This window comes from Paenibacillus sp. NPDC057967 (genome assembly GCF_042887015.1).
Classification (GTDB): Bacteria; Bacillota; Bacilli; order Paenibacillales; family Paenibacillaceae; genus Pristimantibacillus.
On the sequence record NZ_JBHVQB010000007.1, the window covers coordinates 148,491 to 164,974 of the forward strand.

Annotated in this window: 12 protein-coding genes; 2 read left to right on the top strand and 10 right to left on the bottom strand. The window is 51.7% G+C overall.

What is annotated here, in order from left to right; translation table 11 throughout:
• Positions 1–124: 124 nt before the first annotated feature.
• The 9 genes from odhB to leuB form a co-directional block, all read right to left on the bottom strand.
• On the bottom strand, positions 125–1,375 hold the full coding sequence (gene odhB, locus ACFVSO_RS19150; RefSeq protein ID WP_387476510.1) for a 2-oxoglutarate dehydrogenase complex dihydrolipoyllysine-residue succinyltransferase: 1,251 nt from the start codon (positions 1,373–1,375) through the stop codon (positions 125–127).
• Between the two features lie 6 nt (positions 1,376–1,381).
• Positions 1,382–4,294 (bottom strand): 2-oxoglutarate dehydrogenase E1 component, encoded by a 2,913-nt coding sequence (locus tag ACFVSO_RS19155; RefSeq protein WP_387476512.1) that lies wholly within the window; start codon positions 4,292–4,294, stop codon positions 1,382–1,384.
• Between the two features lie 249 nt (positions 4,295–4,543).
• Positions 4,544–5,251 carry a DNA alkylation repair protein gene (locus tag ACFVSO_RS19160; protein WP_387476514.1) on the bottom strand — a complete coding sequence of 236 codons (708 nt, stop codon included), beginning with the start codon at positions 5,249–5,251 and terminating at the stop codon, positions 4,544–4,546.
• A gap of 23 nt (positions 5,252–5,274) precedes the next feature.
• Positions 5,275–6,795 carry a leucyl aminopeptidase gene (locus ACFVSO_RS19165; RefSeq protein ID WP_387476516.1) on the bottom strand — a complete coding sequence of 507 codons (1,521 nt, stop codon included), beginning with the start codon at positions 6,793–6,795 and terminating at the stop codon, positions 5,275–5,277.
• Between the two features lie 69 nt (positions 6,796–6,864).
• A complete protein-coding gene (locus ACFVSO_RS19170) occupies positions 6,865–8,259 on the bottom strand; it encodes an ATP-binding protein (RefSeq protein ID WP_387476518.1) in 1,395 nt (464 codons plus the stop codon).
• Between the two features lie 216 nt (positions 8,260–8,475).
• Entirely contained in the window at positions 8,476–10,005 is a 1,530-nt protein-coding gene (locus ACFVSO_RS19175) for an anti-sigma factor domain-containing protein (protein WP_387476520.1), read from the bottom strand.
• On the bottom strand, positions 10,002–10,826 hold the full coding sequence (gene sigI, locus ACFVSO_RS19180; protein WP_387476522.1) for an RNA polymerase sigma factor SigI: 825 nt from the start codon (positions 10,824–10,826) through the stop codon (positions 10,002–10,004). Before sigI ends, ACFVSO_RS19175 begins: the two co-directional genes overlap by 4 nt.
• Before the next feature lie 128 nt (positions 10,827–10,954).
• Positions 10,955–11,371, bottom strand: coding sequence for a hypothetical protein (locus tag ACFVSO_RS19185; RefSeq protein ID WP_387476524.1), 417 nt, complete (start codon positions 11,369–11,371; stop codon positions 10,955–10,957).
• A 1,085-nt stretch (positions 11,372–12,456) separates the two neighbouring features.
• Entirely contained in the window at positions 12,457–13,536 is a 1,080-nt protein-coding gene (gene leuB, locus ACFVSO_RS19190; protein ID WP_387476526.1) for a 3-isopropylmalate dehydrogenase, read from the bottom strand.
• 235 nt (positions 13,537–13,771) lie between these two features.
• On the opposite strand from leuB, the gene ACFVSO_RS19195 reads away from it, so the two are divergent.
• Together ACFVSO_RS19195 and ACFVSO_RS19200 are read left to right on the top strand one after the other, a co-directional pair.
• Positions 13,772–14,416, top strand: a complete 645-nt coding sequence (locus ACFVSO_RS19195) for a DUF1361 domain-containing protein (protein WP_387476528.1) — start codon at positions 13,772–13,774, stop codon at positions 14,414–14,416.
• Positions 14,409–14,717 (top strand): hypothetical protein, encoded by a 309-nt coding sequence (locus ACFVSO_RS19200; RefSeq protein WP_387476530.1) that lies wholly within the window; start codon positions 14,409–14,411, stop codon positions 14,715–14,717. The genes ACFVSO_RS19195 and ACFVSO_RS19200 overlap by 8 nt, the downstream gene beginning before the upstream one ends.
• Positions 14,718–14,875: 158 nt before the next feature.
• Here ACFVSO_RS19200 and ACFVSO_RS19205 read toward each other — a convergent pair whose 3' ends face one another.
• Entirely contained in the window at positions 14,876–16,420 is a 1,545-nt protein-coding gene (locus ACFVSO_RS19205) for a 2-isopropylmalate synthase (RefSeq protein ID WP_387476532.1), read from the bottom strand.
• Between the last annotated feature and the right edge of the window lie 64 nt (positions 16,421–16,484).

The following is a 16,484-nucleotide window of genomic DNA, read 5'->3' on the forward strand; positions in this document are numbered from 1 at the left end:
CATGGTAGTTTATGTTCCACGAACCCCCGCTTCCTTCCTGCTTCACTCTCTATAAAATGACAAAAAAAGCTATTGGTTATCGTCGTACGATAACCAATAGCTTTGTAGTAGAGATCGTTAAAGCTTAGCCTTGCAGCAGAAGCTGCTCCGGATCTTCCAGCATTTCCTTCACCGCTACAAGGAAGCGGACAGCTTCGCTGCCGTCAACGATACGGTGGTCGTAGGAAAGTGCGATATACATCATCGGACGGTTTTCCATACGCTCATTGTCGATAGCAACCGGACGAATTTGGATTTTGTGCATGCCCAGGATACCAACCTGAGGTGTGTTCAAGATTGGCGTCGACAGCAAGGAGCCGAATACGCCGCCATTCGTGATCGTAAAGCTGCCGCCTTGCAGATCGCCAATGGATAGTGTATTAGCACGTGCTTTCTTAGCCAATTCAATGATGTTTCTTTCGATCTCAGCAAAGCCCAGACGATCCGCATCGCGAACGACAGGAACGACAAGACCTTCTTTGGCCGATACGGCAATACCGATATCGTAGAATTTCTTCACAACGATATCTTCGCCGTCAATCTCCGCGTTAAGCAGCGGGAACTGCTTCAGCGCGCCGACAACCGCCTTCGTGAAGAAGGACATAAAGCCCAGGTTAACCTCGTTCTTATCGAAGAAGGATTGCTTGCGGCGCTTGCGAAGATCAAGGATCGCCGTCATATCCACTTCGTTGAATGTTGTCAGCATAGCTGCAGTGCGCTGTGCTTCCACGAGACGATTCGCAATTGTCGCGCGGCGGCGGGACATGCGCTTGCGCTCTACCGGCTTGCCGCCGGCAGTTGCTGCCGCAGCTGGCGCTGGAGCCGGAGCTGCAGGCGCAGGTGCCGCTGCAGGAGCTTGTCCGTTATGCGAGCGAACATCATCCGGATAGATACGGCCGATGCTGTCTTTGCCTTGCACTTGCGTCAGGTCGACGCCTTGTTCGCGAGCCAGCTTGCGAGCTGCAGGCGATGCATTCACCGATGCAGCTGTCGACACAGCTGTTGCTGCAGGTGCAGCTGCTGGAGCTGCGGCAGCCGCTGGAGCTGGCGCTTCTGCCGCTTTAGGAGCCACTGGTGCAGGTGTTGCAGCCGGTGCGCCCGTGGACGCGCCGATCGAACCGATCGCTTCGCCAACAAGGACAACATCGCCTTCTTGTTTCGCGATGCTCGATACAACACCGCTGCTATCCGCGCTAATTTCAATGTTGACTTTATCCGTCTCAAGTTCCAGAAGGACATCGCCTTGATTGACGTTGTCACCTTCCTTCACGAACCATTTTGTAATCGTTCCTTCGGAAATCGATTCTCCCAGTTCAGGTACAATAATATCTGCCATTTGTTGCTACCCCCTTACCAAACTCGATTCGAATGGTTGACCATTCAAAGCGGAAGAAATAATCATGTTCTGTTCTGCAACGTGGATTTCCTGATGACCGGTTGCTGTACTTGCACGATCCGGACGTCCAATATAGCGGACCTGCACCTTGCCCGGCGCCAGATCGCGCAGGCGAGGCTCCATGTAGGACCAGGAACCTTGGTTCTTAGGCTCTTCTTGAACCCATACGATCTCTTCAAGCTTGCTGAATTGACCAAAGATGCGCTCAAGCTCGGCTTGCGGCAATGGATACAGCTGTTCGACGCGTGCTACACGCAGCCAAGCATAATCGCCTTCGCTGCCGGAGGACATCGCTTCCTCCAGATCAACCATCACTTTGCCCGTTCCAAGAATCAGGCGTTTTACTTTATCTTTGGCCGCTTTTGTTTCCGTCAGGCTGAACTGCGGAAGCACCGGCTTGAAGGAGCCCTCGCTGAATTCAACGCCATGCGACGCAACGCGCGGGTTGCGCAGCAAGCTCTTCGGTGCCATCAATACGAGCGGACGCACACTGTCGCTGCCCAGCATCGCTGCTTGCTTGCGCAGCAGGTGGAAGTATTGCGCCGAAGTCGTCAGGTTCGCAACAGTCCAGTTGTTGTCAGCAGACAATTGCAGGAAGCGCTCCAGACGTGCACTGGAATGCTCAGGGCCTTGGCCTTCATAGCCATGCGGCAGCAAGATTGCAAGACCGGATTTCTGCGACCACTTCGCACGGCCGGCAGCCATGAATTGGTCGAATATGACTTGGGCAACGTTCGCGAAGTCGCCGAATTGTGCTTCCCAGATAACGAATGATTCCGGTGCAAATACATTGTAGCCATATTCAAATGCCAGTACAGCCGTCTCAGAGAGCGGGCTGTTATGAACTGCGAACGAAGCTTTCGCCTGCGGGAACATATGCAGCGGCGTGAACTTCTGAGCCGTTGCATTGTCGTTCAGCATGATGTGACGATGAGCGAACGTTCCGCGCTCGGAATCCTGACCGCTCAGACGGATTGGCGTACCATCCGCCAGAATAGTAGCGAAAGCCAATGCTTCGGCATGCGCCCAATCCAGCTTCTCGCCATCATTCAGACTGGTCGCGCGGCGTTGCAGAATACGCTGCAACTTGGAATACTCCGTGAAGCCTTCCGGACGGTTCAGCAGCTCCAGGTTGATTTCCTTAAGCGTCTCCATCGGTACAGCCGTACGGACGTCCTCCGGTACAACTACGCCGTTCTCTTGTGTAACTTGTACATGCGCCTTGCCTTCATTCGCCTTCATGGCGTCATAACCGGCTTGAAGGGCGCTTAGCGTCTTCTCGCGAAGCTGAGTCGCCAGCTCTTCGGAAATCGTTTTCTCCGACTTCAGCAATTCTGCGTACAGCGTTGCTACTGTCGGATGTTTGCGAACCTTGGAGTAAACCAGCGGTTGAGTTGCTTCCGGATCGTCCATCTCGTTATGGCCGAAACGACGGTAGCCGATCAAGTCAATAACGAAGCCTTTCTGGAAGCGCAGGCGATATTCGCATGCCAGACGCACAGCCGCAAGACATGCCTCAGGATCGTCTGCGTTCACGTGCATGATCGGCAGATCGAAGCCTTTCGCAAGGTCGCTTGCGTAATGAGTGGAACGGGAGTCCACGCTGTTCGTCGTAAAGCCCAGACGGTTGTTTGCAATAATATGAAGCGTACCGCCATTGCGGTAGCCTTGAAGATTGTTGAAGTTAAGCGTCTCGGCTACGATGCCCTCGCCGATGAACGCTGCGTCGCCGTGTACGCATACGGTTACGGCGCTATGCAAATCCTGTTCAGGGAAGCCAGGCTTGCTGCGGTCTTCCTGTGCAGCACGCGTGTAGCCCTCTACAACAGGGTTGACGAATTCCAAGTGACTCGGGTTGTTCGCAAGTGTCACTTTGGCGCGAACCGTCTCGCCTTCTGTGAAGGCGCGGTCTGCTCCCAAATGATATTTCACGTCGCCGGACCATCCGTAGTTAATGCCCATCGATCCCTCGGAAGGAACCAGTTCCTTGTTCGGGGAGTGATGGAACTCGGAGAAGATCTTCTCATACGGCTTGCCAAGCACATGCGTCAGCACGTTCAGACGGCCGCGATGCGCCATGCCGATCAGGATATGCTGAGCTCCGTCATGCGCCGTAGCGCGAACGATTTCGTCCAGCACCGGAACGAGCATGTCGACGCCCTCGATAGAGAAGCGCTTCTGGCCGACGAACGTTTTGTGGATGAAGCTCTCGAATTGCTCCACTTGCATGAGGCGCTCAAGCAGCGCTTCCTTCTCCCTTGTAGACAAAGGAGCAGGGAATGAACCGGACTCCGCTTGCTTGTGAAGCCAGGAGCGTTCAGTCTCATCGTGGATATGTGTAAATTCATACGCAGCCGAACGGGTGTAAATTTCTCTGAGCCGCACGATGGCATCCCAACCATTGCCAATGGACTCCGGCGCGTTGTCCCAGATCAGGGACGCAGGAATGGATAGCAGATCCTCTTTCGTCAATCCGAAGGTCTCAGGGTCTAGCAGCTTCGTGTCAGCCGATTGGCTAATGCCCAGCGGGTTAATATCCGCACCTAAATGGCCGTACCTGCGAATATTCAGCATTAGCTGATGCGCGGCAACGACCTTCTTGAGCATATTGCTGTCAAGCGGACCGCCTGCTAGCGGTGTCCCCGACTGTACGGTTCCAGTAGCGGAAACCGGCGCAGCCGACGAAATCGCAGCTGCTGTGGAAGGCGGCGCCCCCCATACGAGAAACATTTCGCGAACCGATGCTTCAACGGCATTCGGATCGGCCAGGAACAGTTCGTATTGCTCCTGAACATAACCAAGATTGGGACCATAGTAGCTTTTCCAAGGCGAAGAGTTGCGCTCATCATGGATGCTCATTGCAGAAAATTCCACCCTCTCTATTCATAACCATCCTATTATTTTCTATGGCGAACCATTCCATACATGGCCGCCTGACCCTTCCTTGCCGAGACATAGGAAGAGAAGCCTACCCGCTGCATCACTTGCAGTTTTGTGGCCTCTTCATATTTTAGTACAATAACCGCTTGCCTTCCATAACCATATTGGCATCGGTTTCATGCATTTAAAGCATCAATGCCCAGTCGATGCATCATAAGACGTGATTGGTTAGCAAATGCAGGTTTTTTTCTTCACGCCAATCTTGCCTCTGCTGGATGATTTAGCAATGTATTCCTCAGCCAAAGGCACTTTGCAAGCGGTATTGCCAACGTCCACATGAACCTTTCCGATGGCCCTGCCTGTGTCGATCGCCTCTTCATGAAGCTCCCAGACATAGGTGCCGACAGCGATTACGAAGCCATTCATCGTATAACGCGCTCTATTCTTCTCACTATGAATATCTCTGCGCACTCTAGCCAGCAATTCGCGGATTTCTCCGATCGGCAGCTCGCTGTCAGGCGTAATAGACACATATCCGGCATAGGTGTTCCACCCGCAAGCCGCCTTCATCTCTTCCGGCGAATCGATCCACTCCAGCGCAAGCTCCCTAGCATAGGCGCTTTCCGCTGCAACTCCGGCAACCGTATATTCCGCCAGCATGGACCAATACGCTTCGTTCGCCCATTGCTGCAGCAATTCCTTTGATACCTGCTTAGGATCAATGGACAACCCCGCGAGATACATCGCATCCGAAATGCCCGAAGCGTACAATTGCTCCGCAAGCTTCTGGTCCTTCTTCACGTACTTAACCAGCTTCTTCAAATCGCCGACCTTGACGCCGAAGAACGGCTCCATGGCGCCGTGCCTGAGAAAGGTCCCCTTCGTCTGCTCGCTGCCCAGCTTCTCCAGTTGTTGCATCAATTCATCGTACGTCATAGAACCTCCGATTCAACTATGCCTTAGGTTTGCTCTCCTGCCGTTAATTCCACAAGCGTACGCACCATAACTCCGGTGCCGCCCTTCGGTTCCCAGCCTCTAGCTGCTTCCAGCCATGCGGTGCCGCCGATGTCCAGATGCACCCAAGGCAGTCCTTCCGCGAAGTAACCGATGAACATGCCGCCTTTGCTCGCCCCGCCGTACTGGGAACCGCTATTTTTCAGGTCAGCCGCATCGCTCTTCAATCCTTTCAAAAATTCCGGATACGCAGGCAGCTGCCATACGCGCTCTCCCGCGCGCTCCGAAGCGCGAAGCACATTCGTCATTAACGCGTCATTGTTCGTTACAGCCCCTGTCGCTTCATAACCTAAAGTAACCATAACGGCTCCCGTAAGCGTCGCAACGTCCACAAGCTTCGTAGCCCCTCGGCGAATAGCCGTAGTGAGGGCGTCGGCCAGGACAAGCCTGCCCTCCGCATCCGTATTCACGACCTCCACCGTATGTCCGCTCATCATTCGAATAACATCACCCGGCTTCAAAGCGCGATCGGAAGGCATGTTTTCAGCCGTCGGAACAACCACCAGCGCATTCACTTCCGCCTTCAGCTCCGCCAAGGCGCGCAGCGCACCCAGCACTGCCGCAGCGCCTCCCATATCGGAGATCATCTCTTCCATACCCGCAGCCTTCTTCAAGGAAATGCCACCTGTATCGAACGTAATGCCTTTGCCGATCAAGCCCCATACCTCAGAGGAATCCGGCGCTCCTTTGTAGTGGATGACGATCATTCTTGGCGGATTGACGCTGCCTTGACCGACTCCCAGCAAGCCGCCCATCCCTTGCTCAGCTGCCGTCCACTCGTCGATAACCTCAATCTCCAGACCGTACTGCGAGGCAAGCTCCTCCGCATGGAACGCCAGGCGCTCCGGAGTCAAATCATTGCCCGGAAGATTGGTCAAATCGCGGGCATACGCGACGCTGCCAGCAAGAACCTGTCCTTTGTCCGCGCCTTTCTTCCATACGCCGCTGTCAGCCTGCGATCCGGCAAAGCCGTCCTCGAAGCGATACGCAATCTCTCCTAGACCAAAGCGGACCTGCTCTTCCTTCTTCAGCGGCTGTCTGTCATGCAGAGCCAGCTGAATACCTTCCGTCAACGCCTGTGCAGCGGCTTCCGCGCCGATAGCGCCTAGCTCCTGTTCCAGAGCTAAAGAGGTTAGCAGGAATTCTGCACTGGAGGCACGAACTTTCTTCAGCGCTTTGGCCGCCGCAGCGCCGGCATGACGCAAGCCGTCAGCGCCGGAGCCCGGCTCATAACCGACAAACAGAATATGCGATGACTCTACCAATCCAAGTGAAGGCATGCATTCTACTTGCTCCGGCTTCGCCTGGAACAATCCCTTTGCATAACCGCCGCGAAGCTGTCCGTCGATCTGGGGATGAACAAGCTCGGAAGTTCCTTTCAATTCATCTTCTATGATAAAACGCACGAGAGCATCAGGCGCCGCTTCGCCCGCCTGTCTGTTTCCTACTCTAATTGAAATCGCCATTGTTCCATCCCTCGTTTCTCGAATATAGCAAAAAATCGGGGTATGAAACCCCGATTCGATTCTAAACCTTTATTCCGCTAATGGCAAATATACGATAAATTCAGTTCCGCTTCCCACTTGACTGTCTACCCGGATCGTGCCGCCGTGATTGCGAATGATCCGGTAGCTGACCGACAAGCCAAGCCCGGTCCCTGCTTGTTTGGTCGTAAAGAAAGGATCGAATAGCCTGTTCATTGTAGCCTTGTCCATTCCTTTGCCGTTATCTCTGATTAATACCTTCACATATTGCCCGTCGCTGCTGAGTGAGATATCGATCTTCCCTCTACGCTCCGATTGCATTTCTTCCACAGCATCGAGCGCGTTTTTCACGATGTTCAGTACCACTTGCTTCACTTGCTTGATATCAATCGAAACGTAAGCCTCGGCATGATAGGATTCTACGGAGATTTCACAATTACGAAGTAAAGATTCGCTTTCGGTCAGCATAACAACTTCACGGATGAGATGATCAATGGATGCGGCTTGTTTCATAGGAGCGGAGGGCTTGGAGGAATTGAGAAATTCATAGATGATGTCATTGGCGCGGTCGATTTCCGTCAAAATAATGCGCGCATATTCTTCCTTTCCCACCTCTAGCAAGTAAGGCCGAAGCAACTGGATGAATCCTCTTATGCTGGTTAGCGGATTGCGGATTTCATGGGCGATGGCGGCTGCGATCTTGCCTAACATGGCAAGCTTGTCGTTCTGCAGCGCGCTTTGTTCGATTTGCTTGTATTCCGACACGTCTTTCACACTGAACAGGAAGTCCCCGTCGAGCTGGTCTCCGTAAGTGACGGTAGCAAGCAGATGCTTGCCGTCCTTATGCTGGAACTCGTAATAGCGGCTTCGCTTCAGGAACATCTCCCGGTATAGCCGAAGGATCGTCCGTTTGGAGGTAATCGCAAGCTTGGGATGCAGCAGAATCTCTCTAATGTTGCAGCCGACCAGCGTCTTTCTGGGAATGTCCAGCAGCTTGGCCATCTGGACGTTGATAAAAGACAGGATACCGTCGCTGTCAAATAGCGCAATACCACTGTCCATATGCTGCAGCACGTTTTCGTATTTATTTTTAACCCTCTCGAACGAACGGTCCGAATGGAGCATGAGCGCCCGCATGTCCATAAACTTTTGTGCCGATGACGGCTCGTGCAATTCACCGTCGGCGCTTACTTCCATCTTGAATCGGCATGCCACCATCAGCTCCATCAAAAACACAAAGGAACGATGATAGAGTTGAATGGCATCTTTGGATTCCACATTGGCTGCGAGTTCTTGTATGCATTCCTCATGTACGGCTATAATTTCTTCCTGATTGTACCCCTGAAGTTGTTTGCCCAGCTCGTATGCATGATGAAGCGATGCTTCCTTACCACCCCGGATATACTCGGCAAGCGCCGGGAAATAACGCTTTCGAATGGCTTGCATCTACTACTCCTCCCCGGCAAAGCTATGGATTTGGACGAATGAACTTACCACTAATCATAGGTTTACTTTACAAAGGCTGTCAATCGGAAATCCTGTCGAAACCAGGAGACTATATAGTCGTAAAGACTCGTTTTTTGTTAGATGCAAAACAGGCGGAGCTGCCTCCGCTTCTAACTTAGTGCTCAAGCAACAGTCTGTCCGCTTGCCAGCATTCGGCTAGTCGCGACTGCTATGCTGGCGGCCGTCACGGGAAGAAGCCTTTCGATCATCAGCCTTGTCCCGGTCACGATCCGAGTTGCCTGGGTTTCTGCCGCTCCGGTCATCATCGTCATCCTTGTCTTGCTCGTTCCGGCTCCCTTTTTTAGAGGAATCTTTATCACGCTCGTTCTGTTTATTCCCTTTTTGATCGGTTTTACTGCTGTTTTTGCCATTATTTTTAGTGCTGTTTTTGTCGCTTTCTCCCTTATTTTTGTTGCCATTTTTGCTCTCGTCAGTCCCGGTTTTGCCGGTTTTCCCGTTAATACTACTGTTTTTATTGTCCTTATCGCTCTTCTTGTCCTTGCTATTCTTATTATCATTGGAGTTATACCAGCCGTTGTGCTTGCTGTTATTCCATTGGTTATTCCAATCCTTATTCCAATTGTGATTCTTCCATTTATCATGATTTTTGCCGTTGTTCCATTTGCCTGAGGTCGGGCGATAATCGTCGTCATCGTCATCATCACGGTCATCCTCGTCCCGATCATGCCACCAGCCATGCCGATTAGGCTTGCTCGACTCGGATGGCTTGACGGATGGTTTAACGGTCGGCTTGGAAGACGGCTTAGCTGAAGGCTTAGGCGTAGCCGTCGAAGCAGGCTTCGTCGTTTTGTCAGCTCCGGAAGACCCGCCTTTCGCCTGCTGAGCCTTTTTCTCCTTGGCCAAAAGCTTCTCCAGCTTTTTCTTGGTTTCAGCTTCATCTTCCGTAGCCACGATGCTCTTCATGCCGCCGATTGGCTCCGACCAGGAATCGATAGACTCTTCCTTCAGCTTGCTAAGCTCTACCTGATACCCTTCATATTTTGCCATCAAATAGACCGCCATCTTGCCTGATGAGATGCCGTTAGCATCCGCTTCGACGCGCAGCGATTCAGGCACGGACAATGTTGTAATGGTCACCGCCTGGTTCGTACCTGTATGCTCGGCCAGCCACTTTTGCAATTTCTCATCCAGCTTGCTTGTAAGCAAAGACTCGAACTCCAAACCCGGCTGCTTCTTCCCATTCAGCAGAACGCTTGTAATCAAAATATCCTTATGCGGCGCGTCCAAATAATGCGCATTGCTGGCTTGCTCCAGAATAGCAGCCGCAACCGTCTCTACATCGACGCCCTTGTAGGCTATGCCTGCAATAATTTGTTCGCCGTCTTCATTCAATGCGCGAAGCTTGCGAACCTTCTCGCCGCCGTCAACCCCGATCTCAACGCTCGGGTTGATATCCATCGTCAAATACGCCACGACAGGATGTGTCGCGGAGAACGCGTAAGCGAGCCCTGCGATCAGCATAATGCCAAGCATCGCCGCTATAGCTGTATAGCGCATCGATATCCGGTTCCACTTCATTCGCCTAGGTTCCGATTGCTCTTCCTCAAATACAATTTCTTCGCCAATCTGAGGCGAGCCTTGCAGAGGAGCGCGGATAAACTGGCCTTCCACAGTCATGACAACAGCATGTTTGGCATGCACGCTCATTACGATCCCGCGCTTCATCTGCTCACCTCCTTGCCTGCTGCTGTGTCATTCATTCGTATGTCCAAATAGTCATTCATATAGGGATAAGATCCCGACATGATCGTGGCTATTGCAATAATATATTTACGGTTGCGCTCCAGGGTTTTGCGAGAGACACCGCTTTGCTCCATCAATTCCTTGATCGGCATACGCTGTGTCAGCCTTAGAGCAGCCATCAGCGGCCCATTCTGTGCCAACATAGCTGCGATACCAATGAGCATTTGCCGTGAATCGGCATGTTTAGGCGATATCTCTACAAGTTCAGGGAACGTAATGCCGAACTGCTCAAGCTCCTGACTAAGTTCCTCGATCTCCTCGCGCCTCTCCTTAATATTTCTATTATTCTCATGTTCGTCCAGCGCCTGCTTCGTGTCAAGCACGTTGTATACGGCTCCGTCGTCGCCTTCCGAATCATAGGTGCTGTAAGGAATAGCTTTCAAATGCCTTTGTTCTTTCCGCGCATGGTCAATAAGCCGACGTTGGATGACGGTTTTTGCAAATCCGAGGAACGATGCTCCCGCTTCGGCATCATACTGATTGATCGCTTCATTGAATGCAAGCAATGCCACGCTGAACTCATCATCTCTATTCGGATCAACATACCGTTTGCAAAATCTGCTTGTTAGCTTCGCTATATATGGATAATACTCAGCAATGAATTGATCTCTAAGCCCTTCATCACCTTGTCGGATTTTCTCTACGTACTGCTCCGGTCCCAGCTTCTGCTCGGATGTTACAGCTTGGGAGGGAACCGATTTGCGCAAAAAGCGCTTGAACAGGATCAGCAACAACCGCTCCACCTCGCTACTACATCATTTCGTGACTGCCACCGCACTTTGCGGGGGTATCATTAAAAAAAGTTAATTTTTTTCCCGTTTCAAAAAGAGAGATGCCTCCGCAAGGGAGGCATCTGAATATTTCCCGTATCCTATACCGAAGATTGGCGCTTCAGCAGACGGTTCCGTCTGTTGTTCAGCACGATCAAACGCTTCTTGAGCTCCATTTGCCATGGCTTATCGTCGATCGCTTTGGCAAAGCTGAGCAAGTCAAGCGACATATCAATCTGACTTCGTACAACATCAATTGGCTCTTCACTTTCGTGGTTCACGCAATTTTCCAGCAAAGCGCGCTCGTCACGGTCGACGTAATCGTCGTAGTCCACCTCTGCGCTGCCATCGCCATGCGCATATTCAGCCAATATATCAAACTCCTGTTGCGCCAAATAATGAACGTCGACGCGATGGCACACCGGACAAAATGTAATCGGCACATTATGAATATGCGTATGAAAATGCTTCAGTGTTCCTTTGGTTCCAATCATGCTGGCTCCGCAGCAAAAGCTCATCTCGTCACGCTCCTTACCTTATGGACAACGTATATGGATGATTGAGGGGCGACGATGCTTAGGTCGCTTAAGATATTATGTATTCGCTATACGACGTCGAAATTCCTGCATGCGGCGCTTTCATTAGGAATTCCTCATTGTGTGTGGCGTTTCAAAATCCATAGTTACAAATCGTAGCTTACAAACGCAACTGAGCAAGAGAGTACCCCTTATCTCTCATCCGCCACTGCGCGAAAGGTAACCCTTAGCTCTCAACCGCCACTGCGCAAGAAACATTCTTCCGATCGCTGTTGTATCCTGATTCCCTCAACTATACCTCGGCGGTTGGAATCCGGATACAAAGGCGAACGCTTTCGCTTCTCCAGAATATTTCTTGCTCCGTTTGCTCTTGCTTGCGTCAATTTAACCCCAGTACCAAACCACATTTCAATCCAGTCTACAGCTATCATTCGCAGCCTGAATTTCAGATCATGCTGACAGCCGCCACTGCGCAAGAAACATTCTTCCGATCGCTGTTGTATCCTGATTCCCTCAACTATACCTCAGCGGTTGGAATCCGGATACATAGGCGAACGCTTTCGCTTCTCCAGAATATTTCTTGCTCCGTTTGCTCTTGCTTGCTCCAATTTAACCCCAGTACCAAACCACATTTCATTCCAGTCTACAGCTATCATTCACAACCTGAATTTCAAATCATGCTGACAACCGCCACTGCGCAAGAAACATTCTTCCGATCGCTGTTGTATCCAAATTCCCTCAACTAACCTCGGCGGTTGGAATCCGGATACAAAGGCGAACGCTAGCGCTTCTCCAGAATATTTCTTGCTCCGCTGACGCTGTCCGTTATAAGTCTATAAACATAAACATAACTACTTAAACAAAAATACGAAAATATAAACAGCTCTATCATTCACAGCCTGCATTTGAGATCATTGCATATAACCGCCACTGCTATATCATCTACTAACGGGATTACCTAACTAATTGTTGCAACTCCTAATGAGCATTGCACAAAGCAAAACAAAAAAGCGATGCCAGGAGTCGCCTCCTTAGCACCGCAATATTTTGCTCTATCGGTGAAGCTATTACTTCGTCATTGCTGCAACGATCAGATCGCCCATTGCCGTCGTGCCAATTGCTTGGCTCTTGTCGACAGCAATGTCACCTGTACGGTGGCCAGCGTCAAGGACGTTTTTGACTGCGTCTTCAATCGATTTCGCTGCATCATGGTAGCCAAACGTCAGGCGGAACATCAATGCAACGGACAGAATCGTTGCGATCGGGTTGGAGATGCCTTGGCCTGCGATGTCAGGAGCAGAACCGTGTACCGGCTCGTACAAGCCGAAGCTGCCTTCGCCCAGGGAAGCAGAGGACAACATGCCGATGGAACCCGTCAGCATTGCCGCTTCGTCGCTCAGGATGTCGCCGAACATGTTCTCCGTTACGATAACGTCAAAGCTGGATGGACGGCGAAGCAATTGCATTGCACAGTTGTCGACCAGTACATGCTCCAGCTCAACCTCAGGATATTCAACCGCAACCCGGTTAACTACTTCACGCCACAGGCGGGATGTCTCAAGCACGTTTGCCTTGTCGACAGAAGCCAGGCGCTTGCCGCGAGTCATCGCGATATCGAACGCTTGGCGTACGATACGCTCAACTTCTTGTACGTTGTATACGCAAGTGTCAACGGCTTCTTCGCCGTTCGCGCCTTCGCGGCGGAACTTCTCGCCGAAGTAGATGCCGCCTGTCAGCTCGCGCACGACGATCAGGTCAGTGCCTTCCAGTACTTCAGGCTTAAGCGTAGACGCATCCTTCAAGCAATCGAATACCGTTGCTGGACGGATATTGGAGAATAGGCCAAGCGCCTTGCGAATGCCAAGCAGGCCAGTCTCTGGACGCAGCTCCTTGGAGTTGTTATCCCATTTCGGACCGCCTACCGCGCCAAGCAGAACCGCGTCTGCCTTCTGGCAAAGCTCAAGCGTATCCTGCGGAAGCGGAGTGCCTTTTTCATCGATCGCGATACCGCCGAACAAAGCATGCTCCGTTTCGAATTGATAGCCGAACAATTCCTCTGTTTTTTTCAAAACTTTCAACGCTTCGCCAACAACCTCAGGGCCGATGCCGTCGCCGCCTAGAACCGCAATTTTTTTAACGTCTGCCATTTTCACGAACACTCCTCTATATCATTCTCAGTCTATTATCATTTGTACCACAAAAGAGAGTATAACACAAAGATATAAAATCTATGAACTTTATAGTCATTAACTATAAGCTAATTGCCTATTGCATATTCCAGAAACAGATTACATGCAACCCCTGCGGCTTTTGGTTCGTTTAAGCTCTAAGAATATGAGAAATAAAAAGTACCATGGAAGCTATAGTAGAGGATTGAAACCAATGACTACCAAATGGAACCTGAACGACCGCAATAAAGCGAGAATCTTGTTTTTCTCGTTTCTGGCTGTGCTGCTGGCAACGGATCATGCATACTCCTTTTTGCTTTTTAATTCTTTTCTCGCGTATGCAGCGCTGGAAATCTCTTATCTACTGCCCTTATTCCGTCCCAAGAGCAAAGGCGAATGGCCTACAAGCCTGCTGGTGTACCTGCTGTTTCTGCTTATGTCGCCCAATATATTCTATATGGTCACGGACCTCATCCATCTCAATCTGTTCCCGTTCCGTTATATGGCCGGGCTGGTTGTGAGGGAATGGTGGAACTTCTTCCTGCTCGTTACAGGCGTGCTGCTAGCCATATTTTATTATGTCACGATGATTAAGGGCATTCGCAGCCTGCTCGCTGGCAACAGATGGAGCGGAGTCATCCTGCTCTTGTTCATTATCCTCCAAGCTGTAGGGATCTTTATCGGGCGATTCCTTCGTTTTCACTCGGTGCATCTGTTCACCGAACCGCTCTCGTTGCTGAGAGAATTCCTGAATGCAATCACAAGAGATGCCCTGATGTTTATCGGATGGATCACCATCCTCCAACTAATAATCATTTGGATGTTTTCATCTTCGCCAAAGGAGCAGACCCATGAGTGACTGGAGTATTTATACGATTATGACCGGTTTGTTGGTTTTAACAGCCGCATTCCAAATCTATGTATCTGTCGTTTTGTACCGGCTGGAACGTTCAGCAATATGGACACTAATCGGCTTGCTGCTCCCGTTCGGGCTCAATGTACTGCTCTATCAAGCCGTCAAATTGGAACCTGCCGCACGCTACGATCTGGGTGAGCTTCCCGCAGACCGACGCAAGCTGTGGAGAAGGACGCATCTTCTATTGCTGCTGCAATACATGATTCTATTCGGAGTGGTCGGCTGGTTCCTGTCTCCAGCCTGAGCTGGACGAACTATGCCTGGATTCAATGTAGTATCCGCTAAGGTCGATCAGAGCGACACACCCTCGCATACAAAAAAAGCACGATGGATCAATGCGCGGAACGCGGCCGATAAGGCAGCGTAACGTGCATGGTCCTTCGTGCTTTTTGCTATAACGCTTTAGATCAGGCTCATCTTGTCGCGGCGGCCCGGCGACTTGCGCTTGTCAATCAGACGATTGACCGCATCCAGGTACGCTCGTGCGCTCGCTTCCAGAATATCCGTGCTGAGACCGCGGCCTTGCGCCGTTACTTCGTCCTGCTTGAGAACGACATGAACTTCGCCAAGCGCGTCCTTGCCTTGGGAGACGGACTTGATGGAGTAGTCCTCCAGCTCGACCACTTCCTTTGTCGCTGCGTCAATTGCATTGTAGATCGCATCGACGGAGCCGTTGCCTTCAGCAGTCTCTTCACGCACTTCGCCTTCAGCCGTACGAACGCGTACAGTCGCATTCGGCGTAGATTGATTGCCGTAGTGAACCTGAATCGTCTCCAGTGTGAACACTTCCGGCGTATCGGTCAGCTTCTCTTCGAGAAGAGCGCGAATATCCTCGTCATTAACGGCCTTCTTGCGGTCAGCCAAATCCTTGAACTTGGCGAACGCCGCATTCACCGCTTCATCCGCAAGCTCGTAGCCAAGGTCGATCAGCTTCTCGCGGAATGCATGGCGGCCGGAATGCTTGCCAAGCACGAGCTTGGATTCCTTCAGACCGATTGCGTCCGGGGAGATAATCTCGTACGTCGTCTTCTCCTTCAGCATACCATCCTGATGAATACCGGACTCATGTGCGAAGGCGTTGGCGCCGACGATTGCCTTGTTGCCCGGAACAGGCATCCCTGTCAGCTTGCTGACAAGACGGCTGGTCTTCGCAATTTCCTTCAGGTTCAGCGTCGTCTGGGCTCCGAAGAAGTCTGGACGAGTCGCCAGCGCCATAGCCACTTCTTCAAGCGCTGTGTTGCCCGCGCGCTCGCCGATGCCGTTAATGGTGCCTTCGATTTGATCCGCTCCGTTCATAATCGCTGCCAGCGAATTCGCTGTCGCCATACCGAGATCGTCATGGCAATGGGCGCTTAGCTGAATTTTCTCGATATTCGGCACCTGCTCCTTGAGCGTCTTGAAGATGTTGCCGAATTCCAGAGGATTCAAATAACCGACCGTATCCGGAATGTTGACGACAGTAGCGCCAGCCTTGATCGCCATATCCGTTACCTGGCAGAGGAAATCAAGCTCCGTACGGCCCGCGTCTTCCGGGGAAAACTCGACTTTGTCAAAGTATTGCTTCGCATACCGAATAGCGCGATCCGCCGCTTCCAGCACCTGCTCCTTCTCCATCCGAAGCTTATGCTTCCGGTGGATCGGGCTTGTCGCCAGGAACAAGTGGATGCACGGATCCTGCGCGCCTTTCAGCGCTTCACGCACGGCATCGATATCCTGCTCGCGCGAGCGGGACAAACCGATAACGGTAGCGTTCTTCACCGCGCGCGCAACCGCGTTAACGGCTGCCAGGTCGCCCGGGGATGCCGCAGGAAAGCCGGCTTCCATACGATCCACACCCAGCTTCTCCAGCTGCAGTGCGATCTCCACCTTCTCCTTCGTATTCAGGTTAACGCCAGGAGATTGCTCGCCGTCACGAAGCGTTGTATCGAAAATATAAATTTTCCGCATTATGTCCTCTACCTCCGTGAACAGAATGATCCCGGTCGCACACAGAGCGGACATGCAAGGACGC